Below are 22,178 nucleotides of genomic sequence, written 5' to 3'. Positions count from 1 at the left end.
GACGGCAACCGGCGGCGTGTGGTTGCGACGAATACGTGCTTTCGATGGATGGGCCGCCGGGCAAGCCGTTATTGTGGCAGCAGCGCGCGTGCCGCCATAGAGCCAGCGTCCAACAATCCCACGGGGCCAGACGATTTCGGTCTGCATGCCGAAACGGTGCCGGGGCGCAATCAGGGAAAAAAACACGGACGGGTTCGCGTCTCGCGAGAAAAGTTGTCCACACCCTTTGTGGATAACCCACTGGATAACCTGACCCTTGTCGCTCAGATCGCCCGTGCTTAGGGGCTGTCAAGAGCCTTGCCCAAAAAACGATCAGCCCCGGAACAAATATTCGGCTTGACGGTCCGGCATCACCCTGCTCAAGCGCTGTCGCCCTCGTTTTCGGCCCGATGCTACGACTTCGGGGATGTGTCGGCGTCCTTTTGACCCGATGCGTCCGAGGTACCCGATGCCGAAGGGGGCGACTGCGGCACGGTGCGCAGTGCCGCGACGACACGGCCCTGCCCCATCACGGCCTCGGGGGCCTGTTGCAGCGCCAAACGATATCGCTCGCCAAACTCTTCGTCGGCATCCCTAAACAATTTGGCAGCCATGTCCGCCAGCGCGATACCACTGGCGGCGGTCGGCGGTGTCTGTTCCTGCCACTCGTCGATCGCGACGATCAGGCGCGAGAGCGGATCGAGCCACCGGAACCAAGGATCTTCCGTCAGCAGTTGGACGAAGCGGCCAGTCGGCACGGCACCGAACACCGCCTCGTACTGCTGGCGGTCGTTGGCGATCAGCACTTTGTGTTGTGCCAGCAGCGCCGTACGCAGGCCTTGCATAGCCGCAATTTGCGCAGCATCGGCGGCATCGGCAGCATCAGCGGAGGCGGCGGATTCGATCGGTTCACTCATGGAAAGACTCGCTGCGTCAGAAAGTGTACGAAATGGAAATGGAAAGCGTCTGACATGCACTTTAGGACTTAGCCCATAGCCAACGACCCACTAGATCACGATACTAACGCATCTCGCATACACCTCGCGAGATCAGGCTTTCACTTCCCCGTGGGAGGCCTGCTTCCTCACCCGCCCATCCGGCGGGTTTTTTTTGCCTGCGGCTCACGTACAACTTGCCGACGATTCCCCCGCGTTTTACCCGCGTTTACACGTGCGGGTCTGCTCGTCGCGGCGGCGTGAATTCGTTTATGATCGGCAGCGCGTAAATCCCGCTTCCCATATGACGGCGACTCCCCTCCCCCAACGTTCCAAAACCATCGGCGTGATGGGTTCCGGCAAGCAGCCGTGGATTGAACTCGCTGCCCCGCTCGGTCACGCACTCGCGGCGGCCGGCTACCATTTGCTCACCGGCGGTGGACAAGGCGTGATGTCCAGCGTGAGCGAAGCGTTCTGCGCCGTGCCCGGGCGCGTAGGGCGCAGCATCGGCGTAGTGCCCACAGAAGCGGTGGAAAGTGAATTGGGAGAAAACGGCGGTGCCGATGTAGGAAAAGGCTACCGTCCCCTGTCCGGTTATCCGAATCCGTTCGTCGAAATCACTATCGTGAGTCCGCTGCCGCGCCATCTGCCCGATGCGCCGCCGGGTACGCTCTCGCGCAATTCCATCAACGTGCTGTCGAGCGACGTCATCGTCGCGCTGCCGGGCAGTCATGGCACGCGCGACGAAGTCAGGCTTGCCGTGCGTTACGGCAAGCCTGTGATTCTCTTCGGGGAAAGCGAGCATTTTGCAGACCTGCCGGCCTCGCTCGCACGCACCACGTCGCTCGACGCGGTGCTGGCGTTCATCAGAACGGCACCGTGAGCTTCGCGTCGATCGACTGGAATCGGTAGGACCAACCGGGCGGCCCGCTCGACGACGGCATCCACGGCGCGTTGAGCCGCTGCATGACCGACAGATCCAGCTTGGACGTGCCGAGATAGTGGGTGTGGTTCAGGCCCACCTCGGCGTAACTGTCATAGGTATGGAGGGCGTTCGGGTCTTCGGTACGGCTGCGGTTGTAGCGCAACTCGATCCCGGTCGAACCGTTCGACGTCACATCGAACGCTCGGCGCACGCGCCATTGCAACGTCTGCGTCTGCGTGGTGCCGGTGGCAATCTGGTCGGTGGCCGCATTGGTCTTGCCCGTCAGCCCGACCGTCCAGTCGGCATCGAGCGGCACGGAGTAGTTGGCCGTGAGATCGCGGTTGGTCGCATCGCGACGGGCGTTCTGCAAGTCCTGACTCACCGTCGTGTTGAACTTGCCGTACATGCCGAGCGGGTTGTTCATCAACAGATTGGCCGTGCCCTGCATCTTGCCGGTGGTCGTCATGCCGCTGTTGTTCATGCCCAGATTGAACTGATACGGCTGCTCGTTGAGCACCTGAAAACCCACAGCACCTTCCCCCGGCGTTTTGCTGCGCGAGGCGATGAGCGGCAGGTTCTCGTTGCGCACCACCAACCCGTGACGCATGAGCATGCGGATGTTGCGAGCGGCGTAGCTCTCGGTGCGCGGCTGCCCGCGCAAGCAGGATGCCCGGGCGAGGAAACCATTGGGCGGAGCGACATCCGGGGGCGGAGGAGGCGCGGCCGGCTCAGGCGCCACTTCACCCGGTGCCAGCAGCGCCGTCGCGGAAATCGCCGTTCCGTCGGCGCTCAATTCCGGCGCGACGGCAAAGTCGGCTGCGGGCAATGGTGGCGATGGCGGTGGCGGCGGCGGTACGTCAGCCTGTGCGGCGGCTTCACTCGCCACGCCGTCGGCACCCGCAGCCTGTGCGGCACTGGCAACGCCTTCAGGCACCGCCGCCGCAGCAGCACTCGCTACGCCCTCACCCACAGCAGGCCCCGCCGCCTCAGCGGCTTGAGCGGCTGACGCTGCGCGCTGCGCCGCCTCGCGATCTACAGTGGCGGCAACGGCATTCGGATCGTCACCGGCAAACAGAGCAATGGGATCGGACGAGACGCCCGGGTCCTGCGCAGCAGGCGCCGGTGCTGGCTCGGGGGGCGGCACAAAATACTGAGGCGCAAGGCCGCGGTCCCACAACCCGTAGGACAAGGCATTCTGCTCAGTGAAACACGGTGGATTGGGATCCGAGAACAATGACTGTGCGTGAGCGACCGACGACGTGACGGCGTTGAGACACGCGACCATCGTCAAGCCACTGCGCACGACCGACTTTACCGACATTCGACACCCGAAGACCCACCCCCACGCGCGCGTCGTTTCGCGAGCTTCGTGCGCCGCTGACGACATCGGGGGGTGTTTAGCGACAAGTGACCATTTTACGTCGATCGTATGACACGCTGCCAGTCACTTTCCTTGGGAACTCTTTCACGGGTTCGACGCTCATAACGCGTGACTTCCCCTGTAGTGACTTCTGCCCGCCTCGTGCGGGCATTTTTATTGGCGCGACGAAATGTCGCAAAACGATGTTGCAAGCCGCCCCAACCCTGCCGCCGTGGCACACATCGGGGAGATGGCCCACAGATTTCACATCGTAAAAAAGCCCGGGAAGGTGGTTCCCGGGCAATGATCGATCGCCATGGAGGGGCGATCGAGGGGGGGCCTGCCGGTACCGCACGCTAGACGTGCGGCACCGTGGTCGACGTTTGTGACGCGAAGGCGTGGCTTACTTCTTCTTGCCACCCTTGCTGGCGCCACCGGAACCGCCGGCCAGATACCGCTCGTTGTACTCGTCCATGAGCTTGCGCACCGTCGCACCGATCTGGATGTAATCCGGCTCGTTCAGGTTGGCGAGCGACACACGGCCCGACGGGTGCAGCGTGCCGAAGCCGCGGCCCGGCAGCAGCACCACGCCGCTTTCCTTGGCCAGACGGAACAGCACTTCCGACGGATCGATGTTCTTCATGAACCAGTCGACGAAGCCCTTGCCGTAGATCTTCGTGCCCGAGACTTCCAGATCGAGAATGTTGTAGTAGTCGACGGTGTTCGGGCCGGTTTCCTCGGTGATCCCGGCGGCGCGGTACATCACGGCCTTGCGGCGGCGGATGATGCGCTTCACGGCATGCTTGTAGGCGTCCGGCTCATCCATCAGGCAGAACAGCGAGAAGAGCGCCATCTGCACCTGCTGCGGCGTCGACAGACCGGCGGTGTGGTTCAGCGCCACGGCGCGGCTGTCGGCCACCAGACGGTCGATAAACTTGAGCTTCTCGGGTTCGGTCGTGATCGACGAGTAGCGCGCATTCAGCCCTTCGCGTTGCGCCTTGGGCAGCTTGGCGATCTTGTCGTCGAACACGTTCTTCTCGTGCGTGGCGATCGCGCCCAGACGCCAGCCCGTGGCCCCGAAATACTTCGAGTACGAGTACACGAGAATCGTGTTGTACGGCGCGATGGCGAACAGCGAGCGGAAGTCGTCGGCAAACGTGCCGTACACGTCATCGGTGAGGATGATCAGGTCCGGGCGCTTCTTGACGATGGCAGCCAGATGGTCGAGCGAGGCGTCGTCGAGCTTGACCGACGGCGGGTTGCTCGGGTTCACGAGGAAGAACGCCTTGATCTTCGGGTCGAGCAGCTTGTCGAGTTCCTTCTTCGAATACTGCCAGCCCAGTTCCGGATCGGCGTTCAGGTTCACTTCGTGAAGCTGATAGTCGGCCAGTTCCGGAATTTCGATATACGGCGTGAAAATCGGCATGCCGAGCGCGATCGTGTCGCCGGCTTGCAGCAGATGGTTGGTCTTGAGCGTGTTGAACAGATACGTCATGGCCGCCGTGCCGCCTTCGACAGCAAACAGGTCGAAGTTGCCGGTGAACGGATGCTTGCCGACCATCTCGCGGCGCAGGTACTTGGCCGAAATCTTCTCGGTGTTCTTGAGCATGCGGTCCGGCACCGGGTAGTTACAGCCCAGAATGCCGTGCACCATTTCCGTGAGGAAATCCTCCACGTTCAGGCCCATCTGATCGCGAATGTACGAGATGGCCTTCTCGAGGAATTTCACCCCTTCGGCCTGATGATTCTCGCGGGCGAAATCCTGCCAGCGTGCTTCGACGCCCTTGCCCGGGGGAATACCACCCACGCCTTCGGGCATGTACGTGAACTGACGCGCGGCTTCCGACAGCGCGAACAGTCCCAACTGGAAGAAGCCGTGACGCGGTTCGAGCGCGAGAAAGTTCGGGTTACCGCGCCCGGCATTGAGCATCGAGCGCTGTGCGCCATTCTCTTGCGCGAGTTCGATCAGCGTGTCCTTGAATTCGAACGGGCTGAGTTTGGCGAGTGCGTCGAGTTCCTTCGATTTCATAGCGTTATCTCCATGAACAACCAAGTGCGATCAGACATTGACTGGCAATGACAAACGATCGGGCAAAGACTTTCGCTGGCCCGGGCCCTCGGGGAAAGGGCCCGATACGGCACTAGGACAGCGACACCACAAGCGGTCCAAGCAACGTAAGCAACACGTTGGCAATGGCATAAGTAATGGCGAACGGCACCGTCGGCACGTTGCTCTCGGCCTTGTCGAGAATTTCGCCGAAGGCCGGGTTGGCACTGCGCGAGCCCGACAACGCACCGGCCAGAATGGCCACGTTGTCGTAGCGCAGCACATAGCGCCCGAAGAGGTACGTGAGCAGCAGCGGCACGATGGTGACGATCACCCCGGCGACGAAGATCGAAACCCCGCTTTGTTGCAGCGTCTGCCATGCCTGTGCACCGGCAGACAGCCCCACGCAGGTCACGAAGGTCGCAAGGCCCAGCTCTTTGAGCAGCGAACTCGCCGCCAGCGGCATGGCGCCGAAGGTCGGATGCTTGCCGCGCAGCCAGCCGAACACCAGACCGGCCAACAGCGCACCGCCGCCGCTACCGAGCGTGAGCGGAATGCCGCCGACCTTCACCACGATGTAGCCGATGAGCAGACCGAACACGATGCCGATGCCCATGTAGACGTAGTCGGTCTTGACCGAGTACGCGACCGGATAGCCGGCTTCCTTGGCGGCGCGTTGCACGTCGCTGTCAGCACCGTAGAGCGTGACCACGTCGCCGTGGTACGCGATGGTGTCGTCGAGCACCGGCACGGGTTGCCCCATCCGCGTGATCTTGGCGATGTACACGCCGTGCTTAGTATCGCGCTCGACACCAGCCTTGAGCTCGCCCAGCGTCTTGCCGTTGCCGCCCTTGCGGGCGAACACCACGTCCTGCAAGCGCAGCGGGATATCGAGGTCGCGTGACGGCGGCTGTTCGTCGCCGAGCAGACGCCATGCTTCGGTGGCGGCTTCGCGGCGGCCGATGAGCATCACGTCGTCGCCCGTTTCGAGCACCAGATCGTCGGTCGCGATGATGATCTTGCCGTTACGGCGCAAGCGCTCGATGGTCACGCCATCGGAGAGTTGCTTCTCGATGTCGACCACGCGTTTGCCGGCCCCGGTCGTCACGCGATACACACGGCCCACCAGCGCGGGCAGCGAATCGACCTGATCGGCATTGAGCACCTGCTGGCCGCCGGCCATCGCGAGTTCGGCCTTCTTGGCGTCTTCTTTGAGCGTGCGGCCCATGAGTTTGGGCACGAGCGATGCGCACACGATGATCGCGCCGAGGCTGCCGAAGATGTAGGTCACCGCGTAGCCGATGGCCACTTCGGATTGCAGCCGTTTGACCTCGTCGACGGGCAGACCCAGACGCGAAATCGCATCGCCGGCCGTACCGATGATGGCCGATTGCGTCAGACCGCCACCGGCCACACCGGCGGCGAGGCCCTTGTCGAAGCCGAAGATCTTGGCGCAGATCAGCACCGTGACCAGACCGGACGCCGCCAGAAAGATCGCCATCGCAATCTCACGCAAGGTCTTGCGCGAGAGCGAGTTGAAGAACTGCGGGCCGCTTTCGTAACCCACCGCGTAGATGAACAGCGCGAACATGATGCTTTTCACGCCCGCGTCGACCGAGATACCGATCTGCGAGACGACGACGGCGACGAGCAGCGAACCGCCCACACCGCCTAGCTGGAAGGAGCCGAACTTGATCGCCCCGAGTGCGTACCCGAGGGCGAGCGATAGAAAGATCGCCACCTCGGGGACATGATTAAGAATGCTATGCACGATATCCACGGCAGAACCTCCGTCAGGAATAGGGGGGCTAGTGCGAAAACTGATGGGCGACAAATACGACGGCGGGCCCCATCAGCGGCAGCAACACGTTCGACAGGGCGTAGGTCACCGTGTACCCCACGACCGGCAACGCGCTGTCTGCCGTTTGAACCACTGCGCTGATCGCAGGCGTGCTGGCCTGCTGACCGGCGATGGCGCCGATCAGGATCGGACCGTCGATGCGCAGCAACTTGTGGCCGACCCAGAGTGAAACGAGGGCCGGAATGAGCGACACACAAATACCCACGACCGGCAGCGCAAGCCCGTGTTCGCGAAGCAGCACGGCCGCCTGCGGCCCTGCGGAAAGCCCCACGCACACGACAAACACGGCCAGTCCCAGATCCTTGAGCAGCTCGTAAGCCGCCGGTGGGAACGTGCCCCACGTGGGCCGGCGCGAGAGCAGCCAACCGCTCGCGAGGCCCGTGAGCAGCGCGCCGCCACCACTGCCGAGCGTCATCGGTACGCCACCGATGCGTACCGACAGGTGACCGATGCAAAGACCGAGAATCAGCGCCAGACCGACAAACACCAGACTCGTCTTGTTGCCATGCGGCACCTCTTTGCCCAGCACGGCACCCGCGCGCTCGATGTCTTCCTGCAAGCCCTGCAACGTGATCACGTCGCCGCGTTGCAGCGTAATCTTGCCCAGCGACGGCAACTGCATGCCCATCCGTTTAACGGATTTGACGAACACGCCGTGCCGCACTTCGACGGGGGCTTCCCGGCGCAGATCGGCGACGGTGCGCCCTTCGGCTTCCTTGTTCGTCATGACGAAATCGCGCTCGACGAGCACGATCTCGTTCGTCTCGGTGCCTGCCACTTCCGGGCCGACGAGCGCATGCGCTTCGAGCATGGCGTCGCGGCGGCCGACCAGCAGCAACTCGTCACCGGACTCAAGCGTGAGGGCCTGCGCTACCGGCACGGCCGCCGTGGCGCGCCGCACGCGCTCGACGGCGACACGCCCTTCGAGCGCCGCCTCGAGCGCAGCCACGGTGAGGCCGGGGTGCGCCACCCGATAGCTGCGGCCCACGATATCCGGCGCGGCCGGCGCACCGGCTTCGGCACCGTTCTCGTCTTCCATCTCGCGGGCCAGACGTGCGCTGTCCTGCTTGAGATCGATGCCCAGCAAACGGGGGGCCAGCAGATTGGTGAACAGCACGATGGTGATGAGGCCGAACACGTAGGTCAGCGTGTAGGCGGTGACCACGTTGGCCTGCAAGGCCTTGAAAGCGTCCGGGTCGAGGCCGAGGCGGTTGAGCGCTTCGATGGCCGTACCGACCATGGCGGATTCGGTCGCCGCGCCCGCAGCCAGACCGCCAGCCGTGCCCGGATCGAGCCCGAGAACTTTCACGGCGATCATCACGATGCCGAAGACGAACACGACTTCGATGATCGACAGCACGCCAAAGCGCAGGCCGCGCAAATTCAGGTTCTCGACGAACTGCGGCCCGGCGGAGAAGCCCATCGCAAAGATGAACAGCGCAAACGCGAAGTCCTTGAGCGAGCCTTCGACCATGCAACCGGTCTGCCCGATCAGCAGCGCTACCAGTAGCGCACCGCACACGCCACCGAGTTGAATCGGTCCGAGTTTGATGCGGCCAAGCAATTGGCCCAATACGACACACACGAATACCGTAATCAACGGCACAGCATCAAACAGCGGGACAGAACACTGCATAAATGCTCCAGCGACTTGTCACGCTAAGGTGACGGGGCCGCGCCGATCAAGCGCCGGCGCGTGAATTGCTAATGCAAAAGGCAACAGACAGCCGTACCCGGATGGCAGGCACAGGGGAATACGTTCGAAAAGACCGGCTTTACGTTATGCGCCTGGGCGTGACGCTGCCAGGCGTGGATGTGGGGACAGGGAAAAGCAAAGTAACCAGTGCGGCACTTGGGCCGAAGCGTACGGTGTTCATAGCGGATCCCAAAACGTTGAGACAACCCGATAATCGACGACGCCCGCCTCCTCCCTCAGAAGCCCCGGGCGCTACACCATAAGCCGCATGACACGCGATCCTAACGCTCGAAATCGCTTTGGTTATTACCAAAACTCGTTTGGAGAGTTATTTAAATTACGCTATCTGCGACTGTTCCGCATTTCGTGGTGACGCGGTGTCGGCATAGTGTTGTTCAACGTTCCGGGCATGTCAATATGTTTTGCGTAGCGGCTCAAGCTTGTGCCCGTCAAGTCTGCATGCAAATAGATACATAGCATTCCTGATTATTTTTTATAAATCTTTGGCAGTCCGTTGTCCGACATGGGCTGGAGAGACTCAGCGTGATGGCGTGGCGGTAGCGCCCGCATCAATGTGACATTTGCAATCGCAAATATTCGAAGGAAAAGATGAAAAACTTTCAAGTGCTGCGGCACGACGCCGCAACACGATTGCCCGTCGCATTTGAGTGATCAATCATCTATCGATCAATGGATCAATGGATCAATCGATCGCTTAACTGATTCTTGATAGCCAATCAGTTTTGATAGCAGATGTATTTAACAGCCGACAGGCACCTGCACATCGGCCGTTTATTTTGGTGCACGAATCTCGTGAATGGTCCCCGGGCCCCAACTCGTGGGGGCCCATTTGCCGTCGCGCAGCGTCCACTCATGCGACGCCGTCTCTTCCCAGTGCGGCGGCGTGTAACGCATGCCCGAGCGCTTGGTTTCCATGTGGCCGTCGATCCAGTCGTAGCGGCCGGCGCTCCACTGCCAATACCCGGGCACCCAGAATTGCGTGCCGGTCGCAGCCGGTGGATTCTCGACACGCGGCGGCGGCGGTCCGCGATCGACCGTCACGTCGGCCAGTACCGGCAGGCTTGCCAGACACAGGGCGGCGGCGAGCGCGGCCATGCTGGCACGCACGACGCTTGAGCGCGTGGCGGGAGACAGGGAAGATGAGGACGAAGGCGAAGACGATGACGAGAACGGCATGCGCAGTCAGTGGCTCACGAAGGAGTGGGCGGGCGTGGACGAGGTGTCATTGTACCGTCCGCGTCTAACGTAGCGTCCAACGTATAATCGGCGCCATCTTACATTCGCCGCCCCGTGCGGACTACGACGGCACCGCCATGAACGGATGCCGCATATCGTCGACATGAACCCTGCCCCTGCGAGCGTCGGTCACCGGCAACTCCTTCGTCTGGCTGTGCCCATTGTGCTCGCCAACCTCACTCAGCCCCTGCTCTCGGCGGTGGACACGGCGGTCGCCGGTCATCTGCCGGGCCCTGCCTATCTGGGGGGCGTCGCCCTCGGGGCGCTGCTGCTCAACCTGATCTTCTGGGGCTTCTCGTTCCTGCGCATGGGCACCACCGGCCTCGCTGCGCAGGCGTTCGGCTCGCGCGACGCCGTCGCGTTGCGCGACACCCTGTGCCGCGCGCTGGCGCTCGCCTTCTCGATCGGCGTCGTGCTGCTGCTGTTGCGCGAGCCGCTGGTATCGCTCGGCGTTTCGTGGCTGGGCGGGAGCGCGCAAGTGCAGGCGCTCGGGCGCGAATACGCGGGCATTCGCATCCTCGCGGCACCGCTGGCGCTCGGCAATTACGTCGTGCTCGGCTACCTGCTGGCCTGCCAGCGCGTGCGGCAAGGGCTGATGGTGCAGGTGTTTATCAATGTGGTGAACATCGTGGCGGTGATCGTGTTCGTGCGCGCGCTCGACTGGGGTGTCGCGGGTATCGCCATCGCCACGGCGCTCGCCGACATACTCGGCTTTGCGCTCGGCGCGTGGCTGCTGTGGCTGGCCCGCACGCCGGGGCTGCCGCCGCTGCGGCTGGCCGCGCTGGTCGAGCGCAGCGCGTTGTGGCGGCTGCTGCGGCTCAATCTCGACATTTTCTTGCGCACACTGTTCTTGCAGCTCGCGTTTGCATGGTTTGCCCGCGTCGGTGCCCGTCTTGGCGACACGACGCTGGCCGCCAATGCGCTGCTGCTCAATTTCCAGACGTTCATGGCCTACGGCCTCGACGGCTTTGCCCACGCTGCCGAAGCACTGGTCGGTGCCTACGTCGGCGCGCGCCAGCGCGAGGCGCTGCTCCATGCCATTCGTCTGTCGCTCGGCTGGGCGCTCGGCTGTGCCGTTGCATTTGCGCTGGTCTATGCTGTGGCCGGTGGCGCCATCATCGACACGCTGACGGATCAACCGGTGCTGCGCGCCGCCGCGCGTGAATTCCTGCCGTGGGCTGTGATCTCGCCGATCGTTGCCGTGTGGTGTTTTCAGCTCGACGGCGTGTTCATCGGCGCGACGCGCACGCGTGAGTTGCTCAGTTCGTCGCTGATCGGACTCGCGGTCTTTGGCGCCGTGATGCCGTTCACGCTCGACGCGTGGGGCAATCACGGCCTTTGGCTGGCGCTGATGGCATTTCTCGCCACGCGCGGCGTCGTGCTGGGCGTGTTGCTGCCGCGCATCTGGCGCGGCATGCCGTCAGCCGGGCTTCAGCGCCCCTGAATGCAGGCCAGTGCCGCCGCGTGCAGTTCGGCGTTGGCGGCAGCCAGTACCCGGCCTTGCGAGGCCAGCGTGAGCGGCTGGCCGTCCCAGTCGGTAATCACACCGCCCGCGGCTTCGATCACGGGTGCCACGGCCAGATAGTCGTAGGTCTGCAAGCCGGCTTCCATGACCAGCTCGATGTGCCCGCTGGCCAGCAGCCCATACGCGTAGCAATCGCCGCCGAAGCGCCGGCGGCTCACCGCCTTCGTCAGGCGTTCGAATTGGGCGTACTCGGCGGCATCGAAAATGTCCGGCGACGTGGCATACACCGTCGCTTCGGCCAGCGACGTGACCGGGCTCGTCGCACAACGCTCGCCGTCGAAGCGCGCTTCGCGCACCCCGCTGGCGGCATCGTTCACGCCGACCCAGCGCTCGCCCGTGGCGGGCATGTCGATCACGCCCACTACCGGCTTGCCGTCATGCAGCAGGGCCAGCAAGGTGCCCCACAGCGGGTGGCCGGTGATGAAGCTGCGCGTGCCGTCGATGGGGTCGACCGACCAGACGTATTCCGCATCGGGGTTGAGCTTGCCGAACTCCTCGCCCCAGATGCCGTGGGACGGATAGCGCGCGGCGATCTGCTCGCGCAGCGCCGTTTCCACTTCGCGGTCGGCGATCGTCACCGGGCTTTCGTCCGCCTTGTCGTCCACCGCGAGACGGCGGCGAAACCAGCCGAGCGAAAGCGGCCGCACGGCGTCGGCCAGCGTGGCGGCAAAGGCGGCGTACTCGGCAACAGGGGTAACGGGGGCGGACGACATGCGTGGGTCTCCTTTGAACTTTGCAGCGCGGCCATTGGGATCGGGGCCTGCGAAAAATAAGGGGTATCGGTATCGCGCGGGGCGCTGGCCGATCTCGGCGTCGGGCGCCACCAGCGAGGCACGTCAACGCCTCGCGATCATACAAGGTGCCGATGTCGCGCGCCTGCATTACGCACCAATCCAGCGCAAAACGACACAAATTTGCTATGCTCGCGGCCTGACTGCCGGGCACGCCCCGGCCCCTCCCCCGCCTTCCTCAGGACGCTCATGCTTTCCGGTCGCGGCGTGATGCTCTCCGTCTCGGCATCCGTCTTGTTTGCAGTGATGCCTGCGCTTGTCTCGCAGCTCGCCCCGTTGTCGGGGCTGGACGTCTTCGCCTGGCGCATTCTGCTCACCCTTCCCGGCGCGCTCGTCATCGTCACCGTGCTCAAACGCTGGCCGGTACTCAAGCACACGATGGCGCATGTGCTGCACCGCCCTGCTGCCCTCGGCGCACTGGTGTTGTGTGCCGTGCTGCTGGGTGTGCAGCTCTGGCTGTTCGTCTGGGCACCGTTGCAGCAACGCATGCTCGACGCTTCGCTCGGGTACTTTCTGCTGCCGCTCACGATGGTGCTGGCCGGACGCACGGTCTATAAGGAACGCCTGAGCCCGCTGCAAACGCTTGCGGTGACCTTCGCGATCGTGGGGGTCGCCCACGAGTTATGGTCCACGCGCGCGCTGTCGTGGGTGACCGCACTCATCATGTTCGGCTATCCGCCGTACTTCATGCTGCGCCGCCAACTGCGGCTCGACGCCCTGTGCGGCTTTGTGCTCGAGATGCTGCTGATGACGCCGGTCGCCGCCATGCTGCTCTGGCACGCGTGGCCGCAGAACGCGATGGTGCTGGCCGAGCCGCGCTTCTGGCTATGGCTGCCCGCCCTCGGGCTGCTGAGCGCCAGCGCACTGGCCGGCACCTTCGGCGCGGCGCGGCTGCTGCCCATCGGGCTCTACGGCATTCTCGGCTACGTCGAGCCGGTGCTGCTCTTCGCCGTGTCGCTGTTCGTGCTGGGCGAACCCTTCACCGAACAGGGCCTGTGGACCTACGTGCCGATCTGGATCGGCGTCGCGCTGGTGGTCTTCGACAGCCTGCGCACGTTGCGCCGCCAGCGGCTGGGCCGCCCGGCCCCGGCAGGCGTGCCGGAAGCTTGACGCCGGACGCTTGAACGGCCAACTCGGGGCGCGTCCGCCCCGGGCAAGAGCAGGCAAGAGCGGGCGATGGCAGGCCATGCAGTGGGCACTGATGAGGCGGCACGCTATACTCGCGTGAGCCAGTCAGGTCAGACCAATACGATGAAAAAACTCGCCAAGATCGCCATGTTGTTGTCCTCGGGGATGCTGACACTTTCACTCTCCGCCTGCGGGACTTCCGCGCCGCTGTTCACGTCGGACGGCCGCCCCACCCAGCAGATTCAGTGCTCCGCCGCGTCGAGTGGCGACTGCGATCAACGCGCCCGCACCCAATGCGCCGGCAAGAATTACGATGTGCTCACCCGCGATGTGAGCGGCAATGTCGCCAATCTGGTGATTGCCTGTCAGGCGAACTGATTTCCGCTTCAACGCGGTAATCACCGTAATCACGGTAATTCCGGCCGGCCCCGCGCGCTGCCGTGCGCGCGCCGGCCGTTGGCATTACGATGCGTTATTGCGTACCGTCAATTCCCCCGCATCCGGTGGCATGACTTTCGATGCGTGCGGTGCGAGAATAAAAACATCCCGGATTCCCAATCCGCCAGCTCACCAGCCCTCAAGAGGACGCCATCATGTATGACCGCATTCTGGTATCGATCGACGGTAGTACGCCTTCCAACCGCGCTATCGACGAGGCCGTGAAACTCGTTGCCCTGAGCCAGGGCAAGATTCGTCTGGTGTCGGTGGTGCCGTCGCTCGCCAACGCCTACGCTGCCGGGGCTTACAGCGGCTTTGTGCCGCTCGAGAGTCAGGAATCGTTCGAGAAGGAAACGAGCGAGATTCTCGCGACGGCGCAGGCCGATTTGAAGAAACGCGGTGTGGATGTCGAAACGAAGCTGATCTCGCTCGACGCCGGCACCGACGAAATCGCCGATGCCGTGCTGCGCGAAGCGCAGGAATGGAACGCCGACGTGATCGTGCTCGGCACGCACGGCCGCCGCGGCATCAACCGCCTGCTGCTGGGCAGCGTGGCCGAAACGCTGCTGCGCATTACCACTGTGCCGGTGCTGCTCGTCAAAGCCGCCGACAAGTAATCAGCGCCCCGGCTACTCTGGCAGCAAGACCCGCCTGAAACAAAACGGCACGCCCCTGCGGCGTGCCGTTTTGTTTTGTGTCCTCAGTGAATCGCCAAATCAGCGCATCAACGAATACCGGCGCGCATGAACGACTGCACGAACTGACGCTGGAACAGCAGGAACGCGATGAACAGCGGCGCGGCCGTCATCAACGTGGCGGCCGTAATCAACGACCAGTCGATGCCCTGATCGGTGGACGAGAAAATCTGCAAACCCACCGTGAGCGGACGTGTCTCAACCGAGTTCGTCACGATCAGCGGCCACAGGAAGTTGTTCCAGTGATGGCTGATCGACACCAGCGCGTACGCCACATACACCGGACGCGCCAACGGCACGTACACGCGCCACAACACCTGCCACGCATTCGCCCCTTCCACGCGCGCCGCGTCGTCCAGCTCTTTGGGCACCGTCTTGAACGCCTGCCGCAGCAGGAAGATGCCGAACGCTGAGGCGAAGTACGGCAGCGCGATGCCAAGAATCGAATCGCGCAACCCCATCCACGCGATCGTTCGGTAGTTCTCGACGATCAGCACGTCGGGCATCACCATCAGTTGCAGCAGCACGATCATGAATGCGACTTCGCTGCCACGGAATGTGAAGCGTGCAAACGCATAGGCCGCGAGCGTCGCGAGCACCAGTTGCGCCGCGAGAATCACCGTGACCAGCACGAAGGTGTTGATCAGATACCGGCCGAACGGTGCGGCCTGCCACGCATGCACGAAGTTATCGAGCGTGAGCGGTGCCGAGAGCGAGAACCGCGTCGCGTAGGCCGACGGGTGAAACGCACTCCACAGTGCATAGAGCAATGGCAGCAGCCAGAGCAGGCCAAGCAACCACGCCCCGGCGATGTCGACCAAACGGGTGTCGCCGGTCGCGGAAAACGCCGGCAACGCGGCGCGCGGCTTCTTCGCGCCAGTGGCAGTCGCCGAATCGAGCGGGCGGGAAGTCTGAAGCGGCTGTGCGGGTGTCGTCATTGGTAGTGCGTACGCGAATCGAGCAGACGGAATTTCACGAAGGCGACCACGGCGAGCAAGGTGAGCAATACCACCGTGAGCGCTGCCGCGTACGACGTGTCCCAGAAGCTGAACGCCACCTGATAGATGTAGTACAGCAGCAGTTGCGTGGCGTTATCGGGCCCGCCACGCGTCATCACCACCACGTGATCGACCAGACGGAAAGCGTTGATCACCGCGTTGATCACCACGAACAACGTCGTGGGCATGAGCAGCGGCCATTGCACCCGGCGGAAGAACTGCCAGCGCGACGCGCCTTCCAGTGCCGCGGCTTCCGCAAGCGTCGGCGAGATCTGTTGCAGCGCCGCCAGATAGAAAATCATGAAGAAGCCGGCTTCTTTCCAGATCGTCACGATCATCAACGCAGGCAACGCCGTACCCGGCTGACCCAGCCAGTTGTAATCGCTGCCGCCGAACGCTTGCGAAATCTGCGCGATCAGGCCGTATTGCGGCGTGTAGAAGAAAAGCCAGATGTTCGCCACCGCAATCATCGGCAAGATGGCCGGCGTGAAATACGCGAGACGCAGCAGCGCGCGCCCCGGCACCTGCCGGTGCACCCAGAGCGCCATGGCGATCGAGATCGCAATCGCCACCGGTACAGTAATCAGCGCAAACAGCACGTTGTTGCGCAACGCCTGCCAGAACACCGGGTCGTCGAGCAACAACTGATAGTTCTCGGCCCCCACGTAGACCGAAGGCGCACCCGCGCGTGCCGTCGAAAAGAAGCTGTGCCACAGGGTGGCCACCGCCGGATAGTGCGTGAAGGCGACGAGCAGCACCAGCGCCGGTAACAGCAGCAGCCAAGGCACCCACGAGGAGGAAGAGCGGTTCATCGACAGTCCATCGATTCGGTACTCGGGACCGGACACCCCTGCACGTCGTGACATCGATGTGCCGGTATGTCGCGGTCCCGCATGTCAATTAGCGAGCGTAAGCACGCAGGATGCGATCCGATTCACGTTGTGCATCGTCAAGCGCCTGCTTCGGCGACTTGGTGCCCGTCAACGCGGCTTGCAGTGCGTCGTTGAGCGCCTTGGTCACGCGCTGGTTGTCGTGCGTCGAGAACTCGGCGACGCTGCTGCCCAGTTGGTCGCGCGCCACTGCCGCAGCCGGCACCTTCTGGACGTATTGCTTCATCGCCGGGGTCTCCCACGCGGCCGGCGTCACGGCCACATAACCCGTGTCGATACCGAACTGCGCGGCACGCTCCGGCGTGGTGGCCCACTTGATGAAGGTCATCGCTGCCTGCTTCTCTTCCGGCGTGCTCTTCTTGAACACGTAGAAGTTGCCGCCGCCCGTCGGGCTGCCGCCGCGCACCTTCGTCGGCATCTTGCCCACGCCGAATGGGAACGTGGCGTTGGTGCGAATGTTGGTCAGGTTGCCCGTGGTCGTGTAGATGATCGCGGCCTTCTTCTCGAGGAAGTCCTTCGGCGTGGTGCCCCACTCGATCGACCCCGTCGGCATGGCCTTGTACTTGGTCGCGAGATCCACCCAGTACTGGAGCGATTCGACCGCTTGCGGCGCATTCAGGAACGTCTTGGTACCCGACGCGTTCATCAGCTCGATACCGGCCGGCGTGGTGAACGCCTGGAACAACCAGTAACCGAAGCCCGTCGAAGGCACCTTGATGCCCCACTGCGTCACGTTGCCCGACGCATCGCGCTTGGTCAGCTTCTGCGCGTAGGTGGCAAGTTCTTCCCAGTTGGCCGGTGCACGATCCGGGTCGAGGCCGGCTTCGCGGAACAGGTCTTTGTTCCAGTACATCACGATGGTCGAACGCTGGAACGGCACGCCCCACGTATGGCCGTTGATGCGCGAGTTCATCATCAGCGCCGGGTAGAAACCGTCGAGCCACTGCTTATCGGCCGGCGTGCTGGCGATGCTGTCGATCGGCACCACGGCGTCTTCGTCGATGAGCGTGAAGACGTCGGCGGCGGCCAACACGGCCAGTTGCGGCGGCGTGCCGGCCTTGGCAGCCGTCAGTGCCTTGACCACCGAATCCTGATAGGTCCCGGCGTAGACCGGCTTGAGCTTGATGTTCGGGTGATCTTTTTCGAAGTCGGCCACCAGATCGTTGATGATCTTGGTCACCGGGCCGCCAACGGCCACCGGGTAGTAGAACGTCAGTTCGACCGGCTTTTGCTGCGCCATGGCCGAGGTCGTCAGGCCGCCCATTGCCAGTGCGGCAAGACTGGCCGCAAACGTTTTCAGAATCGTGCGTCGCATGTCGCTTGGTTCCCCATGAAAGCGTGGTGGTGTGACTCGTAGTTTTGTGGTGATCCGCCGAAGCCGTGCGCGTGGTGCGTCGGTCAGGCGTGTTATGCGGTGGTAGCGGTGGTCGCTGCCGCCATGGCTTGCGGCGTTGCCGGCGGCATCATTGCCGCGGGCGGCGCCGGCGTATCGGCCACGTGAGGCGTGTCATCGGTCGTGACAGTGGCGGCGTGCCCCTGCCCTGCCGACACGCTCGTGCGCAAGCCGGTGTCGGCGTCGAACAGGTGCTGATCGGCGGCGTCCCATTGCAGGCCGATCGCGTCGCCCGGTGCAAACGGACGATGCCCCGGCACGCGCGTGGCGATCTCGCCCGCCGCGCCCAGCGTGCAGGCGACCAGCGTGTCCGCACCCAGATATTCGACCGCGCTTACGGTGGCAAGCACCGCACCGACCGACGTGGGCGGCACGGCGCAGACATGTTCCGGACGCAGCCCCAGCAGCGCACGCTCACGTGCGCCCGCCGAGGCAAGTGCGGGGCCAGTCTGGCCCGCCGGCACCAGCGCTTCGCCATGACGCACCAGTTGCAGCAACTGCATCGGCGGCGTGCCGATGAAGCTCGCGGCAAAGCGGGTCGCGGGGGCGGTGTAAAGGGATTGCGGTGCGCCGGCCTGTTCGATACGGCCATCGCGCAGCAGCACGACCTGATCGGCCATGCTCATCGCTTCGGTCTGATCGTGGGTCACGTAGACCAGCGTCATGCCGAGCTTTTGTTGAAGTGCACGAATCTCGCGGCGCATTTCCTGACGCAGTTGCGCGTCGAGATTCGAGAGCGGCTCGTCCATCAGGCAGACCGACGTCTCGGCAATCACGGCACGGCCCAGCGCCACACGTTGCTGCTGGCCGCCGGAGAGTTGCGACGGCTTGCGATCGAGATAGGGGGCGAGGCCCAGCAGGTCGGCCACGCGGGCCAGACGCTGCGGGTAGCCGCTTGCCGGCTCACCACGCACGCGCAGACCGAATAGCAGGTTCTCGCGCACCGACAGATGCGGGAACAGCGCATACGACTGGAACACCATCGAGAGCTTGCGGCGCGCCGGCGGCAAGCTGGTCACATCGGTGTCGCCGAGCAGAATACGGCCGCTGCTTGGCGTCTCGAGGCCCGCGATCATGCGCAGCAGCGTCGATTTGCCGCAACCCGACGGGCCGAGCAACACCACGAGCGAGCCAGCCTCAGCGGAAAAGCTCACCTCGTGAAGCGCGTGTGTATTGCCCCACTGCTTGCTGACGGAATCGATGGTGAGCGATGACATGGCCGGATATGCAGGGGCCCTGACGGGCGCCGGGATCGTAAAACCCCGACCATAACCGGCCAACGATGGCAGTTTGATGACATGTCACAACCCCGGTATTGCACGGGGTTAGCCACATGTCGACTTACGCTGCCGCCTGACGGCGCTTGGCGCGCAGCAGCGCCTTGGAGATGATGCGCGTCTCGGTCGACGCCGCACCGGTGCGGCGCGCCACGGCGTCGCGGAAGAAACGGCGCGTCTCGTCGGCCACGGTCTCGCGCTCGTTATCCATCGTCAGGATGTGATAGCTCTCGCTAAGCAGGCACTTCTGCTTCACTTCCGACGACACGCCGTCGTAGACGATACGTGCGTTGTGCGGGCTCGACGTATCGTCGTCGACCGCGTGAATCACCAGACAGTCGGCAGTGACGCGATCCAACCGGCGGCGCACGTGCGCCGCCAGCCGGCGCGCGTGATACAGGTGCGCGAGCGGCAGCGATGCCGCACCGATTTCCGACGCGTCGTGCTGCGACATCGACTTGGCCACACGCGCGCGCAGGGCTTCGTTCTTCAGGCCGTACGGCGCCTTCTCGTGATAGCGGTAGCGATGACGGAACGGCGTGTGGAAGACCAGATCGATGAGCGGGTAGTACCAAGGAATGGTCCAGCCGTCGTACACCAGAGTGACCGCCAGCAGCGAAAGCGCCGCCACGTCCTCTTCTTCCTGCGCGACGGCCAGACTCAGCGTGGCGCCGATGCACAGCCCGCAAAGCGACACGGTTTCGTGCGTCTCGCGCAACTCGCGATACTTAGCGCGTGCGGCGGCAATCCACGAGCGCCAGTCGCTGCACGGCGCGCCGAGTCCATAGCCTTCGATATGCGGCACGGAGACGGTGTAGCCCTCACGATGCAACGCACGCGCGACGGGACGCATTTCGAGCGGCGTGCTCGACAGTCCCGGCAGCAGCAGCACCGCGTGTTCGCCGCCCTTGTAATAGATATCTTCTTGAAACATGCTCAAACTCCGCCCGAGACGACCGGCGCCTCTTTAACATCGCGCGCATTGGCAGCGGGCGTGAGCGTATGCAACGGTGTGACCGGACGCACGGCCGGCCCCGAATGCAGACGCAGGATGACATACGTCCCCAGATGGGCCTGAAAGTATTGCAGTTCGCAGGCAAACATCTCATAGCCGCCATCGCGGCTCAGCATGCGCAGGTTGTGGGCGCCGTGTTGCGGGCGCTGCGCATCGGGATTGAACAGCCCAGCGAGACGCCGTGCGTCGTCCGGGTGAAGCAAGGCACGCAGGCCGTCGCGCTTGACGACGTCCGGCGCAACACCGGTCGCACGACGGAAATGCTCGTCGATGAACTCGTAGTGCGTGGTCGGGTTCGCCAGATAGAAAATCGTATCCAGATGCTTGGTCAGATACGTCATCAGCGCGTTGCTCAACTGCACCGAGTCCGACAGCACCATGCGCTCGTTCTCGGCACGCAGCAGCATTTCGTAGCGGGTCTGGGCCACTTCGGCGATCAGTTCAGCCCGGTATTGCGCGCGGCGCAGGCGTTCGATGAGCACGACAGCCAGCGGCGTGATCGTCAGAAAGCCGGTGACGATCATCACGTCGCGCCGGTCAAGCATCGCGATGTCGCGAAACGGCGGCACGAAGAAGAAATCGAAAATGGGGATGCTGATGACCATCGCCATCAGGGCCGGGCCCAGGCCCCAGATGAATTCGACGATGATAACGGCGCAAGCGAAGAAGATACCCGGCATCGAGTGATCGAGCACCGGATGCAAGAGGCTGCGAAACAGAAACGCAGCAAATACCACCATCAATGCCCCGGCATAGCGCTTGGCACCGGGCTCCGCCCAACGTCGGGCGTTTCTGATATCCATGATTCCCCGTCGGTCATGGCCGACGCTCAACAATCCACAGACGTGACCACGAAGGTCGCCTGTTACAAAATATTACGGATTATCGCACGGCACCCAAAACGCGTCGGCTGTCCCAAACCCTAACTCAGTCGCTTCTTAACAACAGGACAGTCGATGCCCGCCCAGCATGGGTTTGCCGTGGGTTTGCCGGTTGGCGCCCCACGGTTACCGTCATGGGAAAGACACTGGCGGCATCAGGGTCAGGGACCGTCGAGTGACGGGACGGCGGCGCGCTTACCGCAGCATCGACGACATCGCGGAGAGACAGTTGAGCATGCGCACGGCGGCCTCAACCGTGGGCGCGGTGAACTGGAGCGTCACGCCGTCGACACGTTCCAGCGTGGGCCACTGGCAGAACAGATCGGCCAGCGCGGTGGTCTGGGCCTGTACCCGCACCTCCACCGGCACCGCCACCTGATAGGGATGCCATTTACGCCGGTCGCTCAGCGCCTCTCGGGCGGCCTCGCGAATGAGCTCGCACGACTCGCGCGGGTTGAGCGTCATGCCACTGCCCTGCCCCCATGCCGCCTTCGTCTGGACGAACCGGACGTGCGGGAAGATCAGTTGCGTCTCGTCGCAGAACACGTCGTCGCCGCTGGCCATCACCACCGGCACGCCGCGCTCGCCGGCCAGTGCGCCATACAGGCGCGCTTCGCTGGCTTCTTCGCCCGCCAGCCAGACCCGCGCGAACGCGAAGCTGTTGATCGTGTGCGCGAGAATCCCTGCGCTCTGGGCTTTGCCGTGATAACCGACCATGAAAATGGCGTCGCAACCGGCTTCCACGCCAGCCACCATGCCCAGATAGCGCGGCTTGCCGAGCACCATACGGGCGCGCGGGTCGAGCTCGTCGGGCAGCAGGTTCCGGAAGCCGCCGTGCGAGTCGTTGACCATCACCTCGGTCGCACCGCCCTCGAACGCGCCGATGACGGCGGCATTCGCCTCCTGTGTCATCCAGCGCCGGGCGCGTTCGTACTCGCCGTTACCGGCGCGGGTCTGTTCGGGATGGAAGACGCCGGCGACGCCCTCGATGTCGGTAGAGATCAGGATTCGCATGATGTCAGCAATTCGGGTGGCCTTGGGTGGCCCAATCGGGTTGAAGCGAGATCCCGGATCAGGCCGGGATCTG

At 63.7% G+C, this 22,178-nt stretch carries 19 protein-coding genes; 5 read left to right on the top strand and 14 right to left on the bottom strand.

Annotated elements, in window-relative coordinates:
- Positions 1-392: 392 nt before the first annotated feature.
- The gene (locus tag PIN31009_RS08390) at positions 393-896 is read right to left on the bottom strand and encodes a hypothetical protein (RefSeq protein WP_150789930.1); all 504 of its coding nucleotides are present in this window, start codon (positions 894-896) and stop codon (positions 393-395) included.
- Positions 897-1,218: 322 nt separating this feature from the next.
- Here PIN31009_RS08390 and PIN31009_RS08385 point away from each other — a divergent pair, with 322 nt between their 5' ends.
- Complete coding sequence (locus tag PIN31009_RS08385) at positions 1,219-1,797, top strand: SLOG cluster 4 domain-containing protein (protein WP_246185563.1); 579 nt, start codon at positions 1,219-1,221, stop codon at positions 1,795-1,797.
- On the opposite strand, the gene PIN31009_RS08380 is transcribed toward PIN31009_RS08385, so the two are convergent.
- The 5 genes from PIN31009_RS08380 to PIN31009_RS08360 form a co-directional block, all read right to left on the bottom strand.
- Positions 1,781-3,028 (bottom strand): ShlB/FhaC/HecB family hemolysin secretion/activation protein, encoded by a 1,248-nt coding sequence (locus PIN31009_RS08380; protein WP_150789929.1) that lies wholly within the window; start codon positions 3,026-3,028, stop codon positions 1,781-1,783. The two genes, PIN31009_RS08385 and PIN31009_RS08380, sit on opposite strands and share 17 nt — an antisense overlap.
- A gap of 574 nt (positions 3,029-3,602) precedes the next feature.
- The gene (locus PIN31009_RS08375; protein ID WP_150789928.1) at positions 3,603-5,228 is read right to left on the bottom strand and encodes a bifunctional aspartate transaminase/aspartate 4-decarboxylase; all 1,626 of its coding nucleotides are present in this window, start codon (positions 5,226-5,228) and stop codon (positions 3,603-3,605) included.
- 112 nt (positions 5,229-5,340) lie between these two features.
- Positions 5,341-7,026 carry an aspartate-alanine antiporter gene (aspT, locus tag PIN31009_RS08370; RefSeq protein WP_087688436.1) on the bottom strand — a complete coding sequence of 562 codons (1,686 nt, stop codon included), beginning with the start codon at positions 7,024-7,026 and terminating at the stop codon, positions 5,341-5,343.
- Between the two features lie 28 nt (positions 7,027-7,054).
- A complete protein-coding gene (aspT, locus tag PIN31009_RS08365; protein WP_150789927.1) occupies positions 7,055-8,743 on the bottom strand; it encodes an aspartate-alanine antiporter in 1,689 nt (562 codons plus the stop codon).
- Between the two features lie 852 nt (positions 8,744-9,595).
- Positions 9,596-9,919, bottom strand: a complete 324-nt coding sequence (locus PIN31009_RS08360) for a YXWGXW repeat-containing protein (protein ID WP_174997041.1) — start codon at positions 9,917-9,919, stop codon at positions 9,596-9,598.
- A 244-nt stretch (positions 9,920-10,163) separates the two neighbouring features.
- On the opposite strand from PIN31009_RS08360, the gene PIN31009_RS08355 reads away from it, so the two are divergent.
- Positions 10,164-11,504 (top strand): MATE family efflux transporter, encoded by a 1,341-nt coding sequence (locus tag PIN31009_RS08355; RefSeq protein WP_150683802.1) that lies wholly within the window; start codon positions 10,164-10,166, stop codon positions 11,502-11,504.
- On the opposite strand, the gene hisN is transcribed toward PIN31009_RS08355, so the two are convergent.
- Positions 11,492-12,298 carry a histidinol-phosphatase gene (gene hisN / locus PIN31009_RS08350; RefSeq protein ID WP_150789925.1) on the bottom strand — a complete coding sequence of 269 codons (807 nt, stop codon included), beginning with the start codon at positions 12,296-12,298 and terminating at the stop codon, positions 11,492-11,494. The genes PIN31009_RS08355 and hisN overlap by 13 nt on opposite strands.
- A 267-nt stretch (positions 12,299-12,565) precedes the next feature.
- Here hisN and rarD point away from each other — a divergent pair, with 267 nt between their 5' ends.
- The 3 genes from rarD to PIN31009_RS08335 all read left to right on the top strand — a co-directional run bounded on the left by rarD (position 12,566) and on the right by PIN31009_RS08335 (position 14,559).
- Complete coding sequence (gene rarD, locus PIN31009_RS08345) at positions 12,566-13,486, top strand: EamA family transporter RarD (protein WP_150683800.1); 921 nt, start codon at positions 12,566-12,568, stop codon at positions 13,484-13,486.
- A 66-nt stretch (positions 13,487-13,552) separates the two neighbouring features.
- Positions 13,553-13,882 carry a hypothetical protein gene (locus tag PIN31009_RS08340; RefSeq protein ID WP_246185562.1) on the top strand — a complete coding sequence of 110 codons (330 nt, stop codon included), beginning with the start codon at positions 13,553-13,555 and terminating at the stop codon, positions 13,880-13,882.
- A gap of 215 nt (positions 13,883-14,097) precedes the next feature.
- Positions 14,098-14,559 carry a universal stress protein gene (locus PIN31009_RS08335; protein WP_150683799.1) on the top strand — a complete coding sequence of 154 codons (462 nt, stop codon included), beginning with the start codon at positions 14,098-14,100 and terminating at the stop codon, positions 14,557-14,559.
- A gap of 107 nt (positions 14,560-14,666) precedes the next feature.
- Here the strand turns inward: PIN31009_RS08335 and PIN31009_RS08330 are convergent, their stop codons facing one another.
- The 7 genes from PIN31009_RS08330 to PIN31009_RS08300 all read right to left on the bottom strand — a co-directional run bounded on the left by PIN31009_RS08330 (position 14,667) and on the right by PIN31009_RS08300 (position 22,105).
- On the bottom strand, positions 14,667-15,575 hold the full coding sequence (locus PIN31009_RS08330) for a carbohydrate ABC transporter permease (RefSeq protein ID WP_246185561.1): 909 nt from the start codon (positions 15,573-15,575) through the stop codon (positions 14,667-14,669).
- Positions 15,572-16,447 carry a carbohydrate ABC transporter permease gene (locus tag PIN31009_RS08325; protein ID WP_150683798.1) on the bottom strand — a complete coding sequence of 292 codons (876 nt, stop codon included), beginning with the start codon at positions 16,445-16,447 and terminating at the stop codon, positions 15,572-15,574. Before PIN31009_RS08325 ends, PIN31009_RS08330 begins: the two co-directional genes overlap by 4 nt.
- 88 nt (positions 16,448-16,535) lie before the next feature.
- Positions 16,536-17,840, bottom strand: a complete 1,305-nt coding sequence (locus tag PIN31009_RS08320; RefSeq protein ID WP_150789924.1) for an ABC transporter substrate-binding protein — start codon at positions 17,838-17,840, stop codon at positions 16,536-16,538.
- A gap of 92 nt (positions 17,841-17,932) precedes the next feature.
- Positions 17,933-19,135, bottom strand: coding sequence for an ABC transporter ATP-binding protein (locus tag PIN31009_RS08315; RefSeq protein WP_150789923.1), 1,203 nt, complete (start codon positions 19,133-19,135; stop codon positions 17,933-17,935).
- 124 nt (positions 19,136-19,259) lie between these two features.
- Complete coding sequence (locus PIN31009_RS08310; RefSeq protein ID WP_087688444.1) at positions 19,260-20,129, bottom strand: alpha/beta hydrolase; 870 nt, start codon at positions 20,127-20,129, stop codon at positions 19,260-19,262.
- 2 nt (positions 20,130-20,131) lie between these two features.
- Entirely contained in the window at positions 20,132-21,013 is an 882-nt protein-coding gene (locus PIN31009_RS08305) for a DUF4118 domain-containing protein (protein WP_150683794.1), read from the bottom strand.
- 273 nt (positions 21,014-21,286) lie between these two features.
- Complete coding sequence (locus PIN31009_RS08300) at positions 21,287-22,105, bottom strand: M55 family metallopeptidase (protein WP_150683793.1); 819 nt, start codon at positions 22,103-22,105, stop codon at positions 21,287-21,289.
- Between the last annotated feature and the right edge of the window lie 73 nt (positions 22,106-22,178).

This window comes from Pandoraea iniqua (assembly GCF_902459685.1).
Classification (GTDB): Bacteria; Pseudomonadota; Gammaproteobacteria; order Burkholderiales; family Burkholderiaceae; genus Pandoraea; species Pandoraea iniqua.
The sequence above is the reverse complement of the archived record's forward strand: the minus strand, read 5'-3'. Positions and strand labels throughout refer to the sequence as shown.